At 41.6% G+C, this 637-nt stretch carries 1 pseudogene; it reads right to left on the minus strand.

What is annotated here, in order from left to right:
• Positions 1-637: pseudogene (locus ACFWV9_RS16160) on the minus strand (gliding motility-associated C-terminal domain-containing protein); the annotation flags it as partial.

Genomic DNA, 637 nt, shown 5'->3' on the forward strand with positions numbered 1-637 from the left:
ACTCGTCCTCGGTACACTCGATGGTTACATCGGCAGGTACCGTAATAGTAGGAGGCGTTGTATCCTCAACAGTTATAGTTTGATCTTCTGAAATTGAATTTCCACAAGCATCGGTAGCTGTCCAAGTTCTGGTTATTGTCTTTGTATTACCACATGCAGCAACCTCAGTATCAGTGAAGGTTACAACTGGATTTGTACAATCGTCTGTAGCAGTTGCAGTACCAGTATTAGATGGAGACTCATCCTCAGTACACTCGATAGTTACATCTGCTGGAATAGTGATTATAGGAGCTACTGTATCGATAATAGAATACGTAGCCGTTACACTTGAGGCATTACCACAATCATCCGTAGCAGTAAATGTTATAGTAATAGCACCATTAGCACAATCTACATCTGTATTTGCACCATAATCATTAGTCCAAGTTACGTTACCACAAGTATCTGTTGCAGTTGCACCAGCATTGTTAGCAACCCAAGTTTCTAAGGTTCCATCAGGTGTTACACCACATTGGATATCTATATTAGAGACACCTGAACTGTCAATAGTAGGAGGCGTTGTATCCTCAACAGTTATAATCTGAACAGCAGACGTAGCGTTACCACATTCGTCGGTAGCCGTCCAGGTTCTAGTAAT

Origin of the sequence: Winogradskyella sp. A2 (assembly GCF_046762865.1) — a bacterium.
In the GTDB taxonomy this organism is placed as follows: domain Bacteria; phylum Bacteroidota; class Bacteroidia; order Flavobacteriales; family Flavobacteriaceae; genus Winogradskyella.